The organism is Azospirillum sp. UENF 211521, assembly GCF_058780535.1.
Genome location: NZ_JBSNCF010000002.1, coordinates 631,163 through 645,623, shown reverse-complemented (window position 1 = coordinate 645,623; position 14,461 = coordinate 631,163). Strand labels below are relative to the sequence as shown.

The following is a 14,461-nucleotide window of genomic DNA, read 5'->3' as shown; positions in this document are numbered from 1 at the left end:
TGGCCCTCAGGATGGCGTGGCCGCGTCCATCACCAGCCGAACGCCCAGCGCACCGATGACCGAGGCGGCCAGCCGGTCGATCCACGTCTTGGACCGCAGATAGGCAGCACGGGGGCGGCCGGCGGAGAAGGCCACCGCGACGATGGCGTACCAGCCCGCCTCGACCAGGAACACGGAGGGCGGCAGTGCCAGCAGGACCCAGCCCGGCGGTGAAGCCGGCAGAAGGGCGGCGAAGATGCTGGCGTAGACGATGGCGGTCTTCGGGTTGCTGATCTGGGTCGCCAGACCGATCCCGAAGGACCGGAGGACACCGTCCGCCTCGGCCGTCCCGTCCGGAACGCGGATGGGCTCCGCCGCCCCCCGCCAGATCCGCACCGCCAGATGGACAAGGTAGAGGCCGCCCGCGATCTTCAGGGCAAGATAGAGCCACCCGACCTGGGTCAGCGCGGCGTGCAGGCCTAGCAGGGCCAGGGTTGCGAAGGCCACGCCGCCGATCCCCATGCCGACGGCGGCGGCCAGCCCGGCGCGGCGCGACACGGCGATGGACGTGCGGGCCACCAGGACAAAGCTCGGGCCGGGGCTGATGGCGCCGATGGCCAGGGCGCCGAGAACGCTCAAAAGGGCAAGAACGGACCCATCCATGGACACGGCTCCGCTGATCGGGAAGACCGCAGTTTAGGGATGGCGGGCGCGATCGTCAGCCACCAATTGGTTGCGGCGTCCCGCCCGGCTTCACTCGGCGGCCATCAGAAAGCTCGCGCCGTGGTGGGCGCGCGGCGGCAGGTCCGGCAGGCCGATCGTCCGGCCGACCTCCTCGGTCGTCGGCTGGCGCCGGTAGGCCTCGACATAACGGTCGAGGGCGGCGAGGCACTCGGCGATCGACCCGGAACCGACCGCACGGCAGTCCTCGAAGGCGTGCGGGTCGGGGCGGAACCAGTGGGTGATGTAACCGTCCTCGGTCCCGTTCAGCGTGAGCGTCAGGGCGAAGCGTCCCTCATGCCCGATCCGGGCGTGGGCCGCGCGCAGCCGGGACTGGACCTCTTCTATGGTCATGGCGCGTGCATCCTTCTTGAACATCAGGCGGCCTTTCGATCACGCGGCGCTGCAAAGCAGCCGGTCTTCCAGGCTGCGCGCCCATTCGGCGTCGCGGGCCAGCGATTCGACCAGCAGGCGGGCGGGGCCGGCGGAATCCGCCGGGGTGTCGGGGCGGAGCAGCCCGGCCAGCCGCAGGGCCAGCGATTCCGCCTCCGCCTCGACCCAGCGGGCATACTGCTTGCGGCGCTCCGCCTCGTTCCAGTACCAGCGTGGAAGCTGCGGGTGGCTGCGCTCCATCTCGCCTTCCCAGGAACTCATGCGGAACAGGCCGCTGGGCGAGCGTTCGGCGTGGGTGTGCTTGGTCGTCGTGCTTGCGGGTGTCATACAGGGCTTCTCCCTTCCACGCCGCAGGAGTGGCGTGGCTCAGGCGGCCTCCAGATCGCCGCCCTCGTCGTCGTCTTGCTTCAGGATTTCCGCCTTCTTCTGGGCGAACAGGCTGGTGATGCGGTGCTGGGCCGTGCGGTCCACCGTGCCGATCTCGCGCAGGCGGGTGCCGGCGCCGGTGCGCCACAGTTCCTCCAGGTCGTCCAGGTCCAGGCAGGCGCCGAGCCGCTTGCGGATCTCCTCCTCGAAGGCGGCAATGGCGGCCGGCTGCAGGTCCGGGTTGGACTTGGCGGCGTAGAAGGCCTCGGCCTCCTCCCGGTACTTGCTGTCGTCGAACTGGCCCATATGGACGTCGGCGGCGAGGCCGAGCTGGACCAGGCATTTGCCCACCGCGTCGGTCATCGACATCTTGAAGCACTCGTCGTCCGGCGCCTCGATGCCGTTGCGGCGGCGGACCATCTCGGTGCCGCCCCACTGCGGGCCGGTCCAGCACTTCTCGCCCGTCTGCGGGTCGAGATACCAGACGCGGGCGCAGATGAAGACCATGCGTTCGGCGATGGTCCAGTCCATCTGCTCATAGCCCCAGCCCTTGCCGACCGGGCCGAACACCTCGGTCATCATCATCAGGCGCCACGTCGGGTCGATCTGCGTGCCGCGGAAGCCGCCGGAGCGGGTGAAGGGCTTGGTCGCCTTCGGGTCGGTCCGCTTCAGCCGGTTCCACAGATGCATGGGGTCCGCCGCGGCGGCATCCACGGTGGCGGACCCCGCGGTGGAGGTCTGGGAACCGGCAATTTTCGGAGCGGCCGTGCTGACGGTCTTCTCGGTTTCGGCAACGGTGTCGGTCTTGCTCATGCGTCCCATGGTCGTCGGGTTCCCCTTTGGTCAGTAGCGTTCGTCTCTCCCCTCACCCCAGCCGCCGCTGAGCACAGCGTCCAGGCTCGGGTCAGGGGACGGATCGGCCGTGGCGGGCTGCCACGGTTCGGCGGTGTCGAGCGCCCGCCGCGGCGGCGCGCCGTAACGCAGCGACAGACGCCCCTCGCGGTCGCGGGCGAGGTACAGGCCACGGCCCGGCTCATCCCCAGCCACGAAGGCGATGCGGGCGTCGGCGGGCATCAGCGCCTTCAGGGCCGCCTCCGCCTCGCGGGCGGCGAGCGCGGCGGCGCGGCGGTCGACCAGCTCAGCCGCCAAGGCGGCGAAGCGGTTGTGCCGGGCCATGTCGACCACCCGGCGAGTCTCGTAGGCCGGCGCCTCCGTGGGCACCGGGTCGCCGGGCTCCACGTCGTTGGCGACGTGCCACCAAAAGGCGTCCAACGTCGTCATCAGCCGCTCGCAGTCGGCCTCCCGCCGTGGCACGCGGACGAGCGCGTGGCCGGTGGGGCGCAGGATCGACAGCATGGCCCGGTCGAGACCGGTGACCACCAGCTGGTGCTGGACCTGCCAGTGGTAGCGCTGGGCCAGCTCCGCATCGGTCTGGAAGCCGCCGGTGAATTTCGCCTCCACAAGCATGTCTGGCGCGTCGCCATCCGTGCCGTCCTCCCACGTCAGGAAGTCCGGGTGGGCGACCATCCAGTCATGCTCCGGATGGACCCAGGTCCGTTCCGCCGGCACGCAGGGACGGCCGGTGGCCTTCTCCACGAAGCGGGGATGCAGGTGTTCGGTCGCGATGCCGATCTGGACCGCGGCGACGAGGTCGAGATCGGCCGGCGTCGACCGCCCCGTCTTCTCGCGCCACAGGCTCAACCAATCGCCCGCCATGATGCGGGTGGCGTCGGAAGACCCGATCCGCCCTGCCCGCGCGGCGCGCTGCGCGTCCGTAATCGCCATTCCCCTGCCGGCCCCCAGCCGTTTCCCCACGTGCCTGGCCTCTGTTCCGGCCCCGAGTTCGGTGCGTCTTCGCAGCGCCATCGCCGTTAACCATAACCAGCAGCGTAAATATGGGCTGCGAACACGCAGCATTCAAGAACAAAAAGAGAACCTGCGGCTTGGCCGTAGGATCGAATCTTCGAACCTTTTCAAAAAACTAAGTAGAATGCGGCGCGGCCGCGGTCATGCTGTGACCGAATCGGGCGACTCGGCACAGATGGGCATGGATTCGTGGCGTCAAAGGGGGCCGTGGAAAAGAATTTCAGGCGGCCGAATGCACCGTTTTTCTTTCAGATTCCCGCCAAATACGGGCGATCAAGCGCGCAGGCAGCGGGTGATGTGGACCGCGACGCCGGCGACGTTGGCACGGTCGATGGGAGTCGGGCGGCAACCGGGGTCGGTGCTGACCGGCAGCAGGTGCGGCGGGAAGAAGCGGTAGCCGCACACCGTTCCGTCGCCCACCGTGACCACCACGTCGCCGGCCTGCGGGACCAGCACGTCCAGCGGCTCCAGCACCACGCAGTCGTCGGGCAACACGCCGGCGGCGTTCAGGCTGGAGGAGGCGATGGTCAGCGCGAAGGCGCGGCGCGAGGCCGGGCGGTCCACGGCGACGCCCCGCGCGCCGCCGCTGAGCGCCGCCGCGATGAAGGATTCGCCCGCCCGCCGCCCCAGTTCCAGGAAGGCGCGCACCTGCTCGACCGACAGCAGCGGCACGCGGGCGACCGGCGTGTAGGCGGTCTCGTCGAGGAAGCGCGGCTCCGACCCGGCGACGCGGGCCAGCCGGCCCAGCGTCTCCGCGCTGGGAACGCTGCCGCGCGCTGGGTCCCGCAGGAAGCGCGTGATGTTGGTCGGGGTCACCTCGGCCAGCCGCGCCCAGGCCCCGGCGCTCCAGCCCTGGGCCTCCATCACACCGGTCATCCAGCGCAGGATCGCCCGCCGCGTGTCGTCCATACCGCCGTCCTCCCCGCCGAAAGAGCGCCTTATAAGAGAGAACGTTGACGGAACGCGCAAGGTTTCTTCGCTTATGTCGCAATTTCGCCGAGGATGCGCTGCGATTTCGCAGTATCGCGTCGGACTCCCCTTCCCTCCGCCTGCGCCCCTTCCCCACCCATTGCGACAGGCCGCGCGCGCCGCCATCTGGATGGCGGAAAACCACATCCGGAGGAACCGATGATCGTCACCAGCACCGACACCGTCGAAGGCCGTCCCGTCACCCAGTATCTCGGCATGGTCGCCGGCGAGGCGATTCTGGGCGTGAACATGTTCCGCGACCTGTTCTCCGGCATCCGCGACATCGTCGGCGGCCGGGCCGGCGGCTACCAGAACGCGCTGCGCGACGCCCGCGAGGCCGCCTTCGCCGATCTGCAGGACGCCGCGCGGGCGCTGGGGGCCGACGCCATCGTCGGCGTCGACATCGATTACGAAGTGCTGGGCAAGGAGAACGGCATGCTGATGGTTTCCATCAACGGAACGGCCGTCCGGCTGGGCTGAGTTCCACCAATCGTTTAGGCCGATTGCCCGCCTGGACGGGCGGTCGCACCCCCTTACACTCCCTCCCCGCATCGATAGGGACTTTGAGAAACGGGAGGGACGACATGCGTTCTCTGGCGAAATGGCTCGGCGGCCTGGCTCTGGCCGCCGGGCTCTTCTGCGCGGCGCCGGCCCTGGCCTTCGAGGGCCTCGTGGAGAAGAAGGTGTTCGAGATGCCGTCCTACACCACGGTGGGCGGCGGCACGATCAAGAACGTCCGCATCGGCTGGGAAAGCTACGGCAAGCTGAACGACGCCAAGGACAACGTCATCCTCGTCACCCATTTCTTCAGCGGCACCAGCCACGCCGCCGGGAAGTACAAGATGGAGGACCCGGCCCCCGGCTATTGGGATTCCATCATCGGGCCGGGCAAGCCGCTCGACACCGACAAGTACTTCATCATCAGTTCCGACACGCTGGTGAACCTGTCGCCGAAGGACCCGACCGTCGTCACCACCGGCCCGGCCAGCGTCAACCCGGACACCGGCAAGCCCTACGGCATGAGTTTCCCGGTCGTCACAATCCGCGATTTTGTCAATGTCCAGAAGGCGTTGCTGGACAGTCTTGATGTGAAGTCTCTGCATGCGGTGATGGGCGGATCCATGGGATCGCTCCAGGCTCTGGAATGGGGCGCCTCCCATCCGGAGATGGTCAAGCGCGTGGTCGCGGTGATCGGCGGGGCCGAGGCCGACCCCTTTCTCATCGGCTGGCTGAACCTGTGGGCGGCGCCCATCCGCGTCGATCCGAACTGGCAGGGCGGCGACTATTACGGCAAGGCGGAGCCGAAGGCTGGGCTGACCGAGGCGCTGAAGCTGGTGACCCTGCACGCCCGCCATTGGAAATGGGCCGACGCCACCTTCGGCCGCGGCTGGGCGGAGGACGGCAAGGACCCGGCCGCCAGCATGAACAACCAGTACGCCATCGAAGCGTGGCTGGACAAGGCGGCGGCGGCCCGCGCCGCGGTCAGCGACGCCAACCACTTCCTGTATCTGGTGAAGGCCAACCAGACCTTCCTGGTGGGCGGCGGCGGCGCGCTGGACGAGGGGCTGGCGAAGATCAAGGCGCCGGTCCTGCTGATCCCCTCCGCCGATGACCTCGTCTTCCCGCCGGAACGCGCCATGCACCCGCTGAAGGACCGGCTGGAGAAACAGGGCGTCTCGGTCACCTACACCGACGCGATCACCACCAGCCTCGGCCACCTCGACGGCATCGCCAACATCGCCAAGGCCGGCGATACAATCGCGTCCTTCATGGCCAAGTGACGATCCACACGCGCCCCGCCGCCCCCCGGCGGGGCGCGTGTTCACGGACCGACGTAATGAGGCATCAGCTTGGCCTGATCGCCGACATAGACTTTGCAGCGGCTGTCCTGGCCGTCGAAGAAGTACACCTCGCTGGACTTCCGCTTGTTCTGCGGGTCCGACAGGTTCGCCCCGCCTGAAAAAGCGACGCCATACCGCTTGTCCGGCGTCCGCGCCCAGTAGAATCCATCGGTTTCCTGCCCAAAGGCGCCGCGTTGGCACAGGCGTGACAGCGCGGCATCGTAGCGGGTCAGGCCGTCCATCCCCTTCGGCAGATTGTAGACCGCCTGGCTGCGCACGTAGCGGGGACGAGGGGGAATGACCTCCGGGGCGAGGACGGAGCGGTTCAAAGCCCGCAGATGGCTGGGATCGGTCCGCTCCACCCGCATCGGGTCCGCCGCAGCGGGTGTGGACAGCAGCGCAAGCAGCAGCGGGACGGCGGCGACGACTTTCATGAACCGCGGGAAAAACGCCAAGGACGGTGGGATCATAGCACGGATCGGCCGCCCACGAGGAGCGTCCGTCGACCAGAGAGCATGGGCTTGCTAAAAGCTCAGCTTTATCAAGCCATTGTAGAGAATTATTTGAGTGATGAGTTAAAGGTTTCCGGATGGCGATCTATCGAAAGCGATATCTCAGGAAAATCTTATAAATGCTTGTTTTGTAATGAATTTATATCCGATTACCTTTTCCGCCCAGATAATCGTTGATCGTCGCCAGGAAGTCCCGTGGCTGGATCGGCTTGGCCACATGGCCATCGAAGCCGGCGCGGGAGAAGCGCAGCATGTCCGTGGGTGTCGACAGGTTGGTGACCGCGACGACCAGCGTCCGCGCCAACGCCCGGTCGGCGCGGATCATCCGCATCAGGTCGACGCCGGAGAGGCCGGGCATCACCACATCCAGGATCACCAGATCGGGTTTCAGCGCCCGCATCAGGTCGAGCACGCCCCGCGGGTCGTCCGTCTCCACGACGCGGTGACCGCCTTCCTCCAGGCAGCGAACCAGCAGTTTGCGCATCAGCGCGTTGTCGTCGACGACGAGAATGGTCCGTGTCCGGTCCGGCGAATGGGCATCCATGGAAACCGTTCCGCTCGTCAGGGCGTCTTGCCGGTGCCGGCGGCCGAGGCGTCCGACAGCCACCAGGAGTCGAAGGAAAGCGAATAGGGCGGCACGGTCTCGGGACGCTTCAGCCGGCTCCAATAAGCCACGCGGTAGACGCCGGAGTACCAGTGCGGCACCACGTAATGGCCCCACAGCAGCACACGGTCGAGCGCAGCCACCGCGGCCTTCAGATCCTCCTGGCTGTTGGCGCGGACGATCTCGCCGATCAGGTGATCGACCGCCTCGCTGCGCACACCGGCCATGTTCTGGCTTCCCGGACGGTCGGCGAAGGCCGATCCCCAATAGCCGGTTTGCTCGTTCCCCGGCGACAGGGACTGCGGCCAGACATGGACCATCATGTCGAAATCAAAGTCGCGGGTGCGGTTCTCGTACTGGGTGGTGTCCACCGTGCGGATGCTGGCCCGGATGCCGAGCCGCTTCAGATTCTCGATGAAGGGCAGAGTCACCCGCTCGAAGGTCGGGCTGTCCAGCAGGATTTCGAAGTCCAGCGGCTTGCCGGTCGCGACATCAACCCGCACGCCGTTGCGCACGTCGGTCCCCGCCTCGTCGAGCAGCCGCTTGGCCTCCAACAGGTTGCGACGCAGCCCGTTCTGGCCCTCCGTGCTGGGCGGGTGGTAGGTCTTCTCGAAGACCTCGGCGGGGATTTTTCCGCGCAGCGGCTCCAGGATCGCCAGTTCGCGGCCCTGCGGCAGGTCCCTGGACTGGAGCGGCGAGTTCTCGAAATAGCTCTCCGTCCGCTTGTAGGCGCCGTAGAACAGGGTCTGGTTCGTCCATTCGAAGTCGAAGGCGTAGGCGATGGCCTGGCGCACCTTCGGGTTCGCGAAGACCGGGCGGCGCGTGTTGAACACGAAGCCCTGCATGCCCGCCGGCACCTCGTTGGCGATCTCCTCCTTCACCACCTTGCCGTCGCGCACCGCGTCAAAGTCGTAGCCGGTGGCCCAGGTCTTGGCGACGTTCTCCTGGCGGAAATCGTACAGCCCGCCGCGGAAGGCCTGCAGGGCGACGCTGGCGTCCCGGTAGTACTCGTAGGCCATGCTGCCGAAATTGTTCCGCCCGACATTCACCGGCAGGTCCCGGCCCCAATAGTCGGCGACCCGCTCATAGGTGATGCCGCGGCCCGGATCGAAGGACGCGATGCGGTAGGGACCGCTGCCCAGCGGCGGCTCCAGCGTGGTCGACTGGAAATCCTTGCCCTCCCAATAATGCTTCGGCAGCACCGGCAGCTGGCCGACGATCATCGGAAGCTCGCGGTTGTCGCCCGGCTTGAAGGTGAAGCGGACGCGGCGCTCCCCCTCCGCCTCGACCTTGTCCACCGCGCCGTAATAACTGCGGTAGAAGGGATGGCTTTCCGTCAGGATGGTGAAGGAGAACACCACGTCCTCGGCGGTCACCGGCTTTCCATCGTGCCACCGCGCGCCGGAGCGCAGGTTGAAGGTGATGGAGGAACGGTCCTCCGGCATCTCCACGCTTTCGGCGAGCAGGCCGTATTCGGTGAAGGGCTCGTCCGCCGACCCCGTCATCAGCGTATCGTAGATCAGCGTCGCTCCAGCCGCGGGCACGCCGCGCAGCGTGAAGGGATTCAGCGTGTCGAAGGAGCCGATGGCCTGAAGGGTCACCTTGCCGCCCTTCGGGGCGTCCGGGTTGACGTAGTCGAAATGCCGGAAGTCCGGCCCGTATTTCGGCTCGCCATACAGCGCCATGCCGTGCTGCGGCTGCGACTGCGCGCCCGCCGGTCCGGCGACGGCGATCATCCCGATCAACAGTCCAGCGGCCACACGGCGCATGCCTCATCCTCCCATCGTTTGCTCCAGGGCGCTCGGCCCCGGTTCCGCTCTGATAACATGTGGGAGGGATGAGGCGGTGCGAAACCCCCTTCCCCAGCCCGCGGCATCGCGCCCCGCGATTTGCTCTGGTGTCGCGGCGGGCTTGCGGTCATGGTTTTCGGCAATCCGCGCGGCCAAGCGCGACAGCATGGAGGGTTCTTCGACCGTGTCCGCTGAATTCACCGTCTACGGCAATTTCAACTCGCAGCCCGCCACCCGCGTCGTCCTGTTCCTGTCGATGGCCGGCGTGCCCTACGTCTACCGCCATGTCGACCTGCGTGGCGGCCAGCAGAAGTCCCCGGACTATCTCGCCATCAACCGCTTCGGCCGGGTGCCGACCCTGGTGCACGGTGATCTCAGCATCTCCGAATCGGGCGTCATCCTGACCTATCTGGCGGAAAAGACCGGCCAATTCGGTGGGCGGGACGAGGCGGAGCGGGTACGGCTGGCGGAGTGGCTGTCCTGGCTGGCCGACGTGCTTCTGCCGGTCCAGCGCGCCCGCGCGGTGCGCAAGTTCAACGGCGACGCCAACGCCCTGCCCTGGATCGACGCCGCGGCGGCCGGGGGGCTCGCCCAGTTCGACCGCCATCTGGCGGGCCGGACCTTTATCGAGGGCGAACGGGTCAGCATCGCCGACATCTTCGCCTTCCCGTGGATCGACCTCGTGGAGGAGTCGAACATCGACATCGCCACCTACCCCAACGTCCAGGCGTGGCACGCCCGCATGCTGGCCCAACCCGGCGCCAAGCGCCAGATGGCGCTGATGCCGCAGCAGGACATCGGCTGACCCCCAAAGAAAAGGCCCCCACCCGCGCGCTGCGGATGGGGGCCTTTCTTTAAGCGAGCGCTTTTACTTCTTGGTGCCGGCGGACGCGACGAAGCTGTCGTAGGGCAGCTCGGCGACGCGGAACCAGAGCTGGGTCTCGTCGAGGAACGGCTTCCAGCTCTCGTAGATCGTCTTGAAGTTCGGGTTGGTCTTCGCCAACTCGTCGTAATACTCGAAGGCGATCTTGTGCGCCTGCTCCATCAGGTCGCGCGGGTAGGCGCGCAGGATGGTGCCCTTGGCGACCAGACGCTTCAGAGCCTTGGCATTCTCCGAATCGTAGCGGGCGATCATGTAGGTGTTCGCCTCGGCGCAGGCGGCCGTCAGGATCGACTGGTAGGACTTGGGGAGCTTCTCCCACTCCTGCAGGTTGACGTAGAGCGAGACGTTCGGCCCGCCTTCCCACCAGCCCGGGTAGTAGTAGTACTTGGCGACCTGATGGAAGCCCAGACGCTCGTCGTCGTAGGGGCCGACGAACTCGGTCGCGTCGATGGTGCCCTTTTCCAGCGCCGGGTAGACGTCCGCGCCGGCGATCTGGGTCGGGGTGGCGCCCATCTTCGACATGATCTGGCCGGTGATGCCGGCGATGCGGATCTTCAGGCCCTGGAAGTCCGCGGCGGTCTTGATTTCCTTGCGGTACCAGCCGCCCATCTGGGCGCCCGTGTTGCCCGCCGGGAACTGGATGACGTTGTGGTTCTTCATGAAGGCGCGCATCAGATCGAGGCCGCCGGCCTGGAACCAGGCGGTGGTCTGACGGGCGTTCGGACCGAACGGAATGGCCGTGTCGAAGGCGAAGGTCGGGTCCTTGCCGACATAGTAATAGCCGCAGGTGTGGCCGCACTGGACCGAGCCGTTCTGCACGGCGTCGAGCACCTGGAGGCCGGGCACCAGCTCACCACCCGGGAAGGCGCGGATCTGGAACTTGCCGTCCGTGCTCTCGGCGACGCGGCGGGCGATCAGCTCCGAAGCGCCGAACAGGATGTCGGTGCTCTTCGGGAAGCTCGACGCCAGGCGCCACTGGATTTCCGGCTGCGACTGCGCAATGGCCGGCGCGGCCACGCCGGCCACCGCCAGCCCCGCACCCGCGGCCGCAGCGCCCGCACCCGCCGACTTCAGAAACGCACGTCTTTTCACGATTCTTCTCCCGTGGACTCCGCCTTCCCTTTTCGTTTCAAGCGGTCCGTCGGACCACTTGTTGCGAGGGAATTTTCACAACTGTAACAAAGCAGCGTTTTCGTTCCGATTCATCGCACAAAAGCGCATGACAGGTCTACCCCGGTCCCACGGATTACGCGCGCTGCTCAGCCACGCCGCCCCAGGAAGGCGCAGAGCGGCGGCAGGACCAGCGTCCGTCCATCCGCGCTGACCTCCGGAACCGGCGTCCCCGGCGGACGCGGCAGGTCAAGGGCGGCCATCGGCGGCTTGCGCTTCAGCGCGTATTCCGCCGGCCGGTCGGACAGGTTGAAGACGGCCAGCAACTCCTCCCCCTCCCCCGTGCGCTCGAAAGCCAGGACGTTGCCGGCCTCCTCCACCGCCGCCACGCCGCCCTGGGTCAGCGCCGGGTGCCGCCGGCGCAGACGCAGGGCGTCCCGCCAGACGTCGAGCGGGCTGCCGGGGCGCCGCTCTTGCGCGTCCACCGCCAGGGCGTGGTGGGGTTCGGCGACCGGCAGCCAAGTGTCGACCGCGCTGGAGAAACCGGCGTTGGCGGCGCCGGACCGCCAGGGCATCGGCGTGCGGCTGCCGTCGCGCCCCTGGAAATCCGGCCAATAGGCGATGCCGAAGGGGTCGCGCAGATCCTCCGGCGCCAGCGCCGCGTTGGGAAGCGCCAGCTCCTCCCCCTGATAGAGGCAGACGGTGCCGGGCAGCACAGCGAACAGGGTGGCCAACAGGGCGTTGAAGCGCTCCGGATCGGCGCCGGGCGGCAGCCAACGGCTGGCGGCGCGCTCGACGTCGTGGTTGGAGAAGCTCCAGCAGATCGCCTCCGGCTGCGGCGTGCCGGTCAGCGCCCCGGCGAAGTTCTGTGCTGTGAAGGGCTGCTTGGCCAGCGACAGGGTGTAGGCGGCGTGCAGCCCCTGTGGCCCGCAATAGGCGGCGATGCGCCGTGCCGCGCCCGGCTGGCTCGACAGCTCGCCCAGCAGCACCCGGTCGGGATAACGGTCGACCACCGCGCGCAGCCGGGCCAGCACGGTGTGAATGGCCGGGTGCATCATGTCGTAGAGATGCTGTTGCAGGGCGAACAGCTTGGCCGGCGGCTCCGCCCCGTTCCAGGCCGCCGCGGGGTTCGAGCGGAGCTGCGGGTCGTGGGCGAAGAAGTCCACCGCGTCGATGCGGAAGCCGTCCACCCCGCGCTCCAGCCAGAAGGCTGCGGTGTCACCGAGAGCTTGCAGCACCGCCTCGTCGTTCAGGTTCAGGGCGGGCTGGCTGGACAGGAAATGGTGCAGGTAATACTGGCGCCGCCGCGGCTCCCAGGTCCAGGCGGGTCCGCCGAACACCGACAGCCAGTTGTTGGGCGGCGTGCCGTCGGGGCGCGGGTCGGCCCAGACATACCAGTCCGCGAACGCCCCGCCGCGCGACCGGCGGCTGTCGCTGAACCACGGGTGCGCGTCCGAGGTGTGGCCGCAGACCAGATCCAGGATCACCTTCAGCCCGTGGCCGTGCGCCGCCTCGATGATGCGGTCCACCGTTTCCAGCCGGCCCATGCGCGGGTCGACCGCCCGGTGGTCGGTGATGTCGTAGCCGAAGTCCTTCTGCGGCGATGGGTAGAAGGGGCTGATCCACACACCCTGCACGCCGAGCGACGCCACATGGCCGAGGCCGTCCAGCACGCCGTCCAGATCGCCCCAGCCGTCGCCGTTCCGGTCGAGGAAGCTGAGGGGATAGATCTGGTACAGCGCGGCACCGCGCAGCCACGAAGACGCCTGGGACATAAGGACCCTCCACAAGAGACTCGTGGAAAGGGTCGCCCCATAGCCCTAACGATCGGTTACCGGGCCGGTTTTGGTCACGGCTTCCGAGCACCCGGCGATGGCGTCAGGCGCAGCCAGGGCGCCCAGGCCAGCCGCACGGCGTCGCTCCACATCCGCATCGGCGCCGTCCACAGGGCCAGCATCGGGTTGGCGTTGGCGAGGGCCGGGTTGAGCAGCGGGTTGGCCGAGGCCAGCAGCGCCGGCCCCATCATCCCGCGCAGCGCGTCGAAGGACGGCGTGGCGGTGATCTGGATGGCGATCGTCTCGGCCCCGCGCTCCGGGTCGTCCCGGTGCAGGATCTGGATGTCCAGGTTCGGCAGGGCGGCGGTCAGCTTGGTCTCTTCCATCGTCCTCTTCCCTTCGGTGCCGGCGGGCCTCTTGGCCGGGGCCATGGTCGCCGAACGGCGCGCGCGCCGCAACCATGCAACCAAAACGCGGCGCCGATGTTTCCCGCTGGCAGCCGATGGGCTGGCAACCGATGGGGATTCCAGCATGGACGGAGTGACGGTCACCGATCCCCGCACCGACGCGGAAGAGGCCGCGGCCTGCGCCGGGCTGAGCTATGTCTGCGACGACGAGCCGGGCATCCGGCGACGCCGCGCCGGCAAGGGCTTCTCCTACCGCTGGCCCGACGGCACGCGGGTGACCGAGGAGGACACGCTGGAGCGCATCCGCAAGCTGGCGATTCCCCCGGCCTACCGCGGCGTCTGGATCTGCCCGGACCCGGACGGCCACCTCCAGGCCACAGGCCGCGACACGCGCGGGCGCAAGCAATACCGCTACCACCCGCGCTGGACCGAGATGCGCGAGGGCACGAAATTTGGGCGGATGCTCGACTTCTGCCGCGCCCTGCCGGCCATCCGCCGTCAGGTGGACGGCGACCTCGCCCGCCGCGGCCTGCCGCGGGAAAAGGTGCTGGCCGCCGTGGTCCGGCTGCTGGAGACCACGCTGATCCGCGTCGGCAACGAAAGCTACGCGCGCGAGAACAGCAGCTACGGACTGACCACCCTGCGCGACGACCATGCCGACATCGAGGGGTCGGAAATCCGCTTCACCTTCAAGGGCAAGTCCGGGAAGGAATGGAACGTCGCGCTGAAGGACCGCCGCCTCGCCCGCGTCGTCCGTGCCTGCCGAGATGTGCCCGGGGACGAGCTGTTCCAGTATGTCGACCGCGACGGGCAGCGCCACGCGGTGAGTTCCGGCGACGTGAACGAGTATCTGCGTGCCGCCACAGGCCAGGACTTCACCGCCAAGGACTTCCGCACCTGGGCCGGTACCGTCCTGGCCGCCATGGCGCTGCGCGAGTTCGAAACCTTCGACAGCGCCGCCAAGGCCAAGCGCAACGTCACCCACGCCATCGAGCAGGTGGCCGCCCGCCTCGGCAACACCGCCAGCGTCTGCCGCAAGAGCTACGTCCATCCCGAGATTCTGGACGCCTATCTGGAGGGCAACCTGCTGGACTCCCTGACCCGCGAGGTCGAGACCGAACTGCGCGAGGAGCTTCCGGAGCTGGAGGCCGAGGAGGCCGCCGTTCTGGCCTTCCTGCGCGGCCGGCTGGAGCGCGAACGGCGGTCCCGCGCCAGCGAGAGCCGACGGCGGCGCGCCGCGTAGGGC

Annotated in this window: 16 protein-coding genes; 4 read left to right on the top strand and 12 right to left on the bottom strand. The window is 68.1% G+C overall.

Translation table 11 applies throughout. From position 1 onward, the window contains the following. Positions 1 to 6: 6 nt before the first annotated feature. The 6 genes from ACWPN5_RS19605 to ACWPN5_RS19580 form a co-directional block, all read right to left on the bottom strand. Positions 7 to 642, bottom strand: a complete 636-nt coding sequence (locus ACWPN5_RS19605; protein ID WP_145680618.1) for a LysE family translocator — start codon at positions 640 to 642, stop codon at positions 7 to 9. A 90-nt stretch (positions 643 to 732) separates the two neighbouring features. Beyond that, complete coding sequence (locus ACWPN5_RS19600) at positions 733 to 1,053, bottom strand: hypothetical protein (protein ID WP_145680617.1); 321 nt, start codon at positions 1,051 to 1,053, stop codon at positions 733 to 735. 39 nt (positions 1,054 to 1,092) lie between these two features. Further along, complete coding sequence (locus tag ACWPN5_RS19595; protein WP_492296957.1) at positions 1,093 to 1,419, bottom strand: hypothetical protein; 327 nt, start codon at positions 1,417 to 1,419, stop codon at positions 1,093 to 1,095. A gap of 39 nt (positions 1,420 to 1,458) precedes the next feature. Beyond that, on the bottom strand, positions 1,459 to 2,271 hold the full coding sequence (locus ACWPN5_RS19590) for a hypothetical protein (protein WP_492296955.1): 813 nt from the start codon (positions 2,269 to 2,271) through the stop codon (positions 1,459 to 1,461). A gap of 30 nt (positions 2,272 to 2,301) precedes the next feature. Continuing rightward, on the bottom strand, positions 2,302 to 3,243 hold the full coding sequence (locus ACWPN5_RS19585; protein ID WP_200478659.1) for a YqaJ viral recombinase family protein: 942 nt from the start codon (positions 3,241 to 3,243) through the stop codon (positions 2,302 to 2,304). Between the two features lie 354 nt (positions 3,244 to 3,597). Continuing rightward, complete coding sequence (locus tag ACWPN5_RS19580; protein ID WP_145680614.1) at positions 3,598 to 4,233, bottom strand: XRE family transcriptional regulator; 636 nt, start codon at positions 4,231 to 4,233, stop codon at positions 3,598 to 3,600. Positions 4,234 to 4,452: 219 nt separating this feature from the next. Here ACWPN5_RS19580 and ACWPN5_RS19575 point away from each other — a divergent pair, with 219 nt between their 5' ends. Then, on the top strand, positions 4,453 to 4,773 hold the full coding sequence (locus ACWPN5_RS19575) for a heavy metal-binding domain-containing protein (RefSeq protein ID WP_014197078.1): 321 nt from the start codon (positions 4,453 to 4,455) through the stop codon (positions 4,771 to 4,773). Positions 4,774 to 4,877: 104 nt separating this feature from the next. Then, positions 4,878 to 6,074, top strand: a complete 1,197-nt coding sequence (locus tag ACWPN5_RS19570) for an E22 family MetX-like putative esterase (protein ID WP_492296953.1) — start codon at positions 4,878 to 4,880, stop codon at positions 6,072 to 6,074. 41 nt (positions 6,075 to 6,115) lie between these two features. Here the strand turns inward: ACWPN5_RS19570 and ACWPN5_RS19565 are convergent, their stop codons facing one another. From ACWPN5_RS19565 to ACWPN5_RS19555, 3 genes are all read right to left on the bottom strand, one after another. After that, entirely contained in the window at positions 6,116 to 6,568 is a 453-nt protein-coding gene (locus ACWPN5_RS19565) for a hypothetical protein (RefSeq protein WP_200478656.1), read from the bottom strand. 217 nt (positions 6,569 to 6,785) lie between these two features. After that, positions 6,786 to 7,190: a response regulator gene (locus ACWPN5_RS19560; RefSeq protein ID WP_200478655.1), complete on the bottom strand. Its 405-nt coding sequence runs from the start codon at positions 7,188 to 7,190 to the stop codon at positions 6,786 to 6,788. Between the two features lie 17 nt (positions 7,191 to 7,207). Beyond that, complete coding sequence (locus tag ACWPN5_RS19555) at positions 7,208 to 9,019, bottom strand: extracellular solute-binding protein (protein ID WP_492296952.1); 1,812 nt, start codon at positions 9,017 to 9,019, stop codon at positions 7,208 to 7,210. 205 nt (positions 9,020 to 9,224) lie between these two features. On the opposite strand from ACWPN5_RS19555, the gene ACWPN5_RS19550 reads away from it, so the two are divergent. Next, positions 9,225 to 9,845: a glutathione S-transferase family protein gene (locus tag ACWPN5_RS19550; RefSeq protein WP_307833677.1), complete on the top strand. Its 621-nt coding sequence runs from the start codon at positions 9,225 to 9,227 to the stop codon at positions 9,843 to 9,845. A gap of 63 nt (positions 9,846 to 9,908) precedes the next feature. Here the strand turns inward: ACWPN5_RS19550 and ACWPN5_RS19545 are convergent, their stop codons facing one another. From ACWPN5_RS19545 to ACWPN5_RS19535, 3 genes are all read right to left on the bottom strand, one after another. After that, on the bottom strand, positions 9,909 to 11,015 hold the full coding sequence (locus ACWPN5_RS19545; protein ID WP_145623558.1) for a TRAP transporter substrate-binding protein: 1,107 nt from the start codon (positions 11,013 to 11,015) through the stop codon (positions 9,909 to 9,911). A gap of 167 nt (positions 11,016 to 11,182) precedes the next feature. Then, positions 11,183 to 12,808, bottom strand: a complete 1,626-nt coding sequence (locus ACWPN5_RS19540; RefSeq protein WP_145680608.1) for an alpha-glucosidase family protein — start codon at positions 12,806 to 12,808, stop codon at positions 11,183 to 11,185. Between the two features lie 74 nt (positions 12,809 to 12,882). Beyond that, positions 12,883 to 13,194 (bottom strand): hypothetical protein, encoded by a 312-nt coding sequence (locus ACWPN5_RS19535; RefSeq protein ID WP_145680607.1) that lies wholly within the window; start codon positions 13,192 to 13,194, stop codon positions 12,883 to 12,885. A 145-nt stretch (positions 13,195 to 13,339) separates the two neighbouring features. Here ACWPN5_RS19535 and ACWPN5_RS19530 point away from each other — a divergent pair, with 145 nt between their 5' ends. Then, entirely contained in the window at positions 13,340 to 14,458 is a 1,119-nt protein-coding gene (locus ACWPN5_RS19530; RefSeq protein ID WP_145680606.1) for a DNA topoisomerase IB, read from the top strand. The last annotated feature ends 3 nt before the right edge of the window (positions 14,459 to 14,461 follow it).

Excerpts from the sequence above, each read along its gene's own strand:
- ACWPN5_RS19605 (WP_145680618.1), bottom strand. The coding sequence starts at position 642 with ATGGATGGGTCCGTTCTTGCCCTTTTGAGCGTTCTCGGCGCCCTGGCC.
- ACWPN5_RS19600 (WP_145680617.1), bottom strand. The coding sequence starts at position 1,053 with ATGACCATAGAAGAGGTCCAGTCCCGGCTGCGCGCGGCCCACGCCCGG.
- ACWPN5_RS19595 (WP_492296957.1), bottom strand. The coding sequence starts at position 1,419 with ATGACACCCGCAAGCACGACGACCAAGCACACCCACGCCGAACGCTCG.
- ACWPN5_RS19590 (WP_492296955.1), bottom strand. The coding sequence starts at position 2,271 with ATGAGCAAGACCGACACCGTTGCCGAAACCGAGAAGACCGTCAGCACG.
- ACWPN5_RS19585 (WP_200478659.1), bottom strand. The coding sequence starts at position 3,243 with ATGGCGATTACGGACGCGCAGCGCGCCGCGCGGGCAGGGCGGATCGGG.
- ACWPN5_RS19580 (WP_145680614.1), bottom strand. The coding sequence starts at position 4,233 with ATGGACGACACGCGGCGGGCGATCCTGCGCTGGATGACCGGTGTGATG.
- ACWPN5_RS19575 (WP_014197078.1), top strand. The coding sequence starts at position 4,453 with ATGATCGTCACCAGCACCGACACCGTCGAAGGCCGTCCCGTCACCCAG.
- ACWPN5_RS19570 (WP_492296953.1), top strand. The coding sequence starts at position 4,878 with ATGCGTTCTCTGGCGAAATGGCTCGGCGGCCTGGCTCTGGCCGCCGGG.
- ACWPN5_RS19565 (WP_200478656.1), bottom strand. The coding sequence starts at position 6,568 with ATGAAAGTCGTCGCCGCCGTCCCGCTGCTGCTTGCGCTGCTGTCCACA.
- ACWPN5_RS19560 (WP_200478655.1), bottom strand. The coding sequence starts at position 7,190 with ATGGATGCCCATTCGCCGGACCGGACACGGACCATTCTCGTCGTCGAC.
- ACWPN5_RS19555 (WP_492296952.1), bottom strand. The coding sequence starts at position 9,019 with ATGCGCCGTGTGGCCGCTGGACTGTTGATCGGGATGATCGCCGTCGCC.
- ACWPN5_RS19540 (WP_145680608.1), bottom strand. The coding sequence starts at position 12,808 with ATGTCCCAGGCGTCTTCGTGGCTGCGCGGTGCCGCGCTGTACCAGATC.
- ACWPN5_RS19535 (WP_145680607.1), bottom strand. The coding sequence starts at position 13,194 with ATGGAAGAGACCAAGCTGACCGCCGCCCTGCCGAACCTGGACATCCAG.
- ACWPN5_RS19530 (WP_145680606.1), top strand. The coding sequence starts at position 13,340 with ATGGACGGAGTGACGGTCACCGATCCCCGCACCGACGCGGAAGAGGCC.